The sequence below is a fragment of the Nonomuraea sp. NPDC049784 genome, from assembly GCF_040659615.1.
GTDB lineage: Bacteria > Actinomycetota > Actinomycetes > Streptosporangiales > Streptosporangiaceae > Nonomuraea.
In genome coordinates, this window is the sequence record NZ_JBFAMX010000638.1 from 1 (window position 1) to 5,776 (window position 5,776).

6 protein-coding genes are annotated in these 5,776 nt (G+C 68.1%); all 6 read left to right on the plus strand.

Features of this window, described 5'->3' with window-relative positions:
• The first annotated feature begins 228 nt into the window (after positions 1-228).
• The 6 genes from AB0J09_RS54300 to AB0J09_RS54325 all read left to right on the plus strand — a co-directional run bounded on the left by AB0J09_RS54300 (position 229) and on the right by AB0J09_RS54325 (position 5,582).
• Entirely contained in the window at positions 229-459 is a 231-nt protein-coding gene (locus tag AB0J09_RS54300; RefSeq protein WP_360710087.1) for a hypothetical protein, read from the plus strand.
• A 21-nt stretch (positions 460-480) separates the two neighbouring features.
• Positions 481-999 carry a GNAT family N-acetyltransferase gene (locus tag AB0J09_RS54305; RefSeq protein ID WP_360710088.1) on the plus strand — a complete coding sequence of 173 codons (519 nt, stop codon included), beginning with the start codon at positions 481-483 and terminating at the stop codon, positions 997-999.
• 72 nt (positions 1,000-1,071) lie between these two features.
• The gene (locus AB0J09_RS54310; protein ID WP_360710090.1) at positions 1,072-1,725 is read left to right on the plus strand and encodes an HNH endonuclease family protein; all 654 of its coding nucleotides are present in this window, start codon (positions 1,072-1,074) and stop codon (positions 1,723-1,725) included.
• Positions 1,726-1,868: 143 nt separating this feature from the next.
• Positions 1,869-2,939, plus strand: coding sequence for a phosphate ABC transporter substrate-binding protein PstS (gene pstS / locus AB0J09_RS54315; RefSeq protein WP_360710093.1), 1,071 nt, complete (start codon positions 1,869-1,871; stop codon positions 2,937-2,939).
• Between the two features lie 294 nt (positions 2,940-3,233).
• Entirely contained in the window at positions 3,234-4,223 is a 990-nt protein-coding gene (locus AB0J09_RS54320) for a zinc-binding alcohol dehydrogenase family protein (protein WP_360710095.1), read from the plus strand.
• A gap of 333 nt (positions 4,224-4,556) precedes the next feature.
• Entirely contained in the window at positions 4,557-5,582 is a 1,026-nt protein-coding gene (locus AB0J09_RS54325) for a LacI family DNA-binding transcriptional regulator (RefSeq protein ID WP_360710097.1), read from the plus strand.
• Positions 5,583-5,776 lie beyond the last annotated feature (194 nt).

The following is a 5,776-nucleotide window of genomic DNA, read 5'->3' on the forward strand; positions in this document are numbered from 1 at the left end:
CTGTGTTCCGCCGGGCGTTGACCGAGCCGACCACGGACGGCCGGCCCTCGATCGGAGCTGACAGCCGAGAACGTCTGAAGGCCGCCGTCCGCGCGGTCCTCGCCCTCCCGCCGCCCCCACGGGCCGTGCGGCCTTCTGGCGGTTGATCGTGGTCGACAACGATTCGGCCGGAACTAATGGACCGTGGGTAGGGCCGGCACGCTGAGGGCGTAACCCGCCGCCGTCACCATGAATGCGTGGATCACGTACAGAGCGGCGGGCTCGGACTACAACGAGTACGTCCTGGACCAGGTCCGGCACCGTGACTTCATCCTCGACACCCGCACCGTGTTCCCGGCGGCTCGGGCCTGGCTCGCGCAGACCCGGCCTACCCGCCTGATCGGCGACACCACCTGGACGATCGTGGTGGTCGCGCTGATCCACCTGCACAAGGTCAAGGCCGCCAAGCTCCTGCCATGACCTCTCCAGTATGGTGATCTCATGGCCGGAGTTTTCGAGATGTTCCAAGCTTCTCCCGACGATGGGGATGTGGTCGGTGAGATCCACGCGGAGTCTTGGAAGGCCGCTTACTCCGGCTTCTTCACCGCGGAGTTCTTCGACGGAGCGGTAAGCCGGCGGCGCCACAAATGGCATGGCGTGCTCGCCGAGGGGAAGGACACCATCATGCTGGCCGCGTTGGACGGGCGACCGCTGGCCTTCTCCTACTTCGGCCCCTCGCCGACGCGGCCGGAATCGGCGGAGATGTTCGGCTTCTACGGTCACCCGGATGGCTGGGGGAGCGGCGTCGCGAAAGCCCTGATGACCGCCTCCCTGGACACGATCCGCGAGAAAGGCTTCAAGCGGGTCCATCTGTGGACGCTGCGTGACACGTCGCAGTCGCGCCGTTTCTACGCCAAGAGCGGCTTCACGGAATCCGGGGCGGTCCGCGCACACGACTTCGGTGACGGCAACCCGTTCGAGCAGGTCGAGTACGAGCTGATCTTCGGGTTCGGCTCTTGACGGCATGAAGGCGTGCCCACCACCGCTCGAGTATCGCCGCGCGCCGGGGAGTTACCGGGTATGGGTGTAACCATGATCTTTTTGAGGCGGGCGGTCCAAGCCGCCGTACTCACTCTTCTGGTCATCCCGATCATCGCCGTCCCGCACGCGGTGGCCGAGACGCGTAAGCGGCCACAAGCCGATGCCGGGGCGCCGGCCCGCCGCATGCTGGCCCAGTTGAGAGTCGCCAGGCCGTTATCCATCCGTGGTTACAGCCACCGGAAGTTCCTGCCGCGATGGGCTCATCACAGAGGCAGGTGCGATTCACGAGAGGTGGTCCTGGCTCGCGACGGGCGACGCGTGCGCAGGAACGCGGCCTGTCACCCGGTGAAGGGCGTTTGGTACAGCCCGTACGACGGTAAGCGGCTGAAGAGCGAGAAGCAGGTAGACGTCGATCATGTGGTGCCGCTTTCGTACGCCTGGCGCTCCGGCGCCAGCAAATGGAGCCAGGCGCGCCGGCGGGCCTTCGCCAACGACCTCGTCCGCCCGGAGTTGATCGTGGTCAGCCACTCCGCCAACGTCGCCAAGGGCGGCCAGGGACCGCAGAGCTGGCGACCGCCGCGCCGCGCCTACTGGTGCCGCTACGCGACCTCGTGGATCACCGTGAAGCATCACCACCGGCTCTTCGTGACGCGGAAGGAGAAGAAGGCCCTGCTCAACATGCTCCGCACCTGTCCAAGGCGCTGAACGCGACGGAACCTGGACGTTGAAGTGGCCGGACCCGGCTATAAGGGGCTAAATGCTAGCTTGACGGTTAAATGACCATTTTCGGCAGAGAGCTTGACGGGTCATTAACATGCTGGTCATGGCCACTTCATAGCCTCGAGGAGATGGCAAAGCTGACACGGGCCGCTGGGCCGAGCATACTCGCCGCCCTCACCTTGGCAGCCTGCGCCGCCGGCTTGAGCGGGACCGCGATATTGACTCGCGACGATGAGCCCAAGAGCCCTCCGGTCGCAGCGTCGATCTCCGGCTCCGGTTCGAGCGCGCAGAAGGGCGCGATGGACGCCTGGCGTGCCGACTTCCACCGGATCTACCCCGACCTGCGGGTGGACTACCAGGCCAACGGATCGGGTGCGGGCATCCGCGAATTCATCCAGGGCACCACCGCGTTCGCCGGCTCCGACGTCGCGATGCGACCTTGCGAACAGGCGCTGGCCGACAGGCGCTGCGGCGGTAAGGCCGTGCACCTTCCCATGGTGATCGGCCCCATCGCGGTGGCCTACAACCTGCCGTCCATGCCGAACCTGAAGCTTTCGCCCACCACCCTGGCCGGCATCTTCAGCGGGCAGATCACCAGATGGGACGCCCCGCAGATCGCCGCCGACAACCGAGGCACACGCCTGCCGCACACCAGCATCCGCGTCTTCCACCGCTCCGACGAATCGGGTACGACCCACAACTTCGTCACCTATCTCAGGACGGCGGGCCGGTGGCCGTCCCAGCCGTCCAGGAAGTGGACCGGAGCCGGGCGGGGCGTGGCGGGCTCCGCGGGGATCACCGAGGCCATCCAGCACACCAGGGATTCCATTGGGTACGTCGAGTACGGGTTCGCCAGCAACGCCAGCCTGTCCACGGCCAAGGTCCGCAACGCCTCCGGTCAGTTCGTCGCGCTCTCGCCCCAGAGCGCCAGCAACGCCCTGAAGGACGCCCGGATCGTCAGCAAGAACGATGATCTGGTGGTGCAGTTCGACTACCTGACCAAAAGCCAGGACGCCTACCCCATCGTGCTGGTCACCTATGAGATCACCTGCTCGAACAACCACAACCCGCCCGTGAAGACCTTCCTGAGCTACGCCGCGGGCAACGCCGGCCAGTCCTACCTCTCCCTGTACGGCTACGCTCCGCTCCCGCCCGACCTTCTCGCCGAGGTACGCGCCCGGCTCGGCGTCACCCACTGAACGAACTCGCAGCGCATCAGGGATTTACGCTGTTGCCATGCGTTCAGACGCTCGCGCCAGCCGAGATCAGGTCATCCAGGCAGCCCGGCACGGCTTCGGCGCCCCCGGCCCTGACACGCCCGGCCGCCACCAGACGGCCATGATCCGCGCATGCGCTATCTGACGCTCGACGGGGTTGTGCCCGGTGCCGGACCGGCAGCGACTGCCAGGCCCGGGCCCCGGCCACGACGACATGGAGCGCCTGCTCTTCACGTCCGCGCCCGCCACCCCGATTCAACAATCAGGAGAAGGACAATGAGTGAGACTATGCGGGCCGTTGTGCTGAGTGGGCCCGGCCCGGTGGAGAATCTGCGGTTGACCGAACTGCCGATGCCGCAGCCCCGCCCGGGCTGGGTGAGGATCCGGGTGGAGGCGTTCGGTCTCAACCGCTCCGAGCTGCACACCCGGCTGGGCCTGGCAGAAGGAGTGACCTTCCCGCGGGTGCCCGGAATTGAGGCCGCAGGGGCGGTCGACGCCGTCGCGCCCGGCAGTGGCCTGAAGCCGGGACAGCAGGTGGTGACCATGATGGGCGGCATGGGCCGGGTCTTCGACGGCGGCTACGCCGAGTACACCTGCGTCCCGGAACCGCAGGTGCTGCCGATCGCCACCGACCTGCCGTGGGAGGTGGTCGGCGCCCTTCCGGAGATGATCCAGACCGCAAACGGCTCGCTCACCACTGGCCTCGACCTGCGAAAAGGCCAATCGCTGCTGATCCGAGGCGGCACGTCGTCGGTGGGCATGGCCGCCGCCGCGCTCGCCAAGCAGCTCGGCGCCACCGTGCTGGCGACCACCCGCCGTCCCGGAAGGACGTCGGACCTGGCGGCTGCCGGCGTGGACCACCCGATCGTGGACACCGGTGAGATCGCCGAGACCGTACGCGAGATCGTCCCCGGAGGAGTGGACGCGGCGCTCGAACTGGTCGGCACGCCAACCCTGCCCGACACCCTGCGCTCGGTACGAGTGCACGGCACGGTCTGTTTCACCGGCATGCTGTCCAACAAGTGGACTGTCCAGGACTTCTACCCGATCGGCTACATCCCCAACGGTGTACGGCTCTCCGCGTACGGCGGCGAGGCCTCCGACCTGCCGGCCGAGACCCTGCAGCGGATGCTGGACGAGATCGCCGACGGACGGCTCACCGTACGGGTGCACAAGGTGTACGACGGTCTGGAGCAGGTACGGCAGGCACACACCGACATGGAGTCCGACGCCGCGACCGGCAAGCTCGTCGTCCGGGTCCGCTGACCCCGGGCATCACAATCTTCCGGTCCGCAAACTTCTTCAAGACCGGGCAGGCCCGCGCGGCCGATACTCGGCCGCGTGATCCTCTCAACCCCTCCTGCCGTGACGGCCGTGCCGCCCGTCGGACCTTCTGGCCGGAGGTTCGTTGTTTAACCGTTTACATAGCTGGGCCAGGATCCCTCCTCCGCTACAGCGCCACGAAATTTGACGTGCCGGATCACATGCGCAATCATCCCGTTTAAGCGGTTACATGGCTTACCAAAGGGTGAGGGAGGTCGGATGCCTCGCCGGGCCATGCCCGAAGACGGACGGCCTCGCCCCTCGACGATCCGGGACGTGGCCAGACACGCCGGCGTCTCGGTCGCCACCGTCTCCCGCATCCTGTCCGGCAGCTACCCCAGCGCTCCCGCCACACGCGGCAAGGTCGTGCGCGCGGTGCGCGAGCTCGACTACGTGGCCAACGCCCATGCGCGCGGGCTGGCGGGCGTGCGCCCCAAGAGCGTGGCCATCGTGGTCACCTCCGTCGTCTCCCCGCACTACGCCCATGTCGCGCAGGGGGTGCAGGACCAGGCCGCGCGCGAAGGCAGGTTGTGCATCGTCGGCACCACCGGCGGCGATCCCGAGCGGGAGCTCGCCACGGTCCGGTTGCTGCGCGAGGAGCACGCCGAGGCCGTCATCCTCGTCGGCAACATGCCGGCCGACGACGCCTACCGCGAGCGCATGGCGGACTATGCTCGGGCGCTGGCCGTGGCCGGCTCGCGGCTCGTGCTGTGCGGCCGGCCGCCGCTGGGCGATGACGTGCCGGCCATCGTGGTCGAGTACGACAACACAGGCGGCGCCTACGCGATCACCAGCCACCTGCTCTCGGCAGGCCACAAGCGCATCCTGTTCCTCGGGCGGCGGACCGGTTACACCACGCCCGAGAGCCGGATCGCCGGCTACCGCGCGGCACTGGCCGCGCACCGCGTCCCGCACGACCCCGGGCTGGAGGTCGACAGCGTGGTCATGGATCGGCGCGACGGCTACCGCATGATGCGTGAGCGGCTCGACGCCGGGCCGCGGGACTTCACCGCCGTCTTCGCCGGCAACGACCTGATCGCCGCGGGTGCGCGCGCGGCTCTGCGCGAACGCGGGTTGCGCGTTCCCGGCGACGTCTCGCTGGTCGGCTTCGACGATCTTCCCCCGGCGGCCGACATCGACCTCACCACCGTGCATGTGCCGCACGAGGAGCTGGGCCGCACCGCCGTACGGCTGGCCCTGGAGAGCGAGACGCCGGGCATCGCCCAGCACGTCATGCTCGGCACGCACATCATCGTCCGCGACTCAGTACGCCCCAACCTGGAAGAACCGCCTTCACTCTGATGATTCCGCCCACCGACCCCCGGCTGTCCCCTTATACCGGCTGGACCCGCGCTCATTGGGAGAGCATGGCGGACCACCTGCTGGACTCCGTAGTGCCCTACGCCACGGACGACTTCGCCCAGTTCCGCCTGCCCGGCCCGGCGAGCCGGTCGGGCCCGGTGAGCGCGAGGGCAGCGTAAGGGTGTCGGCGGTGA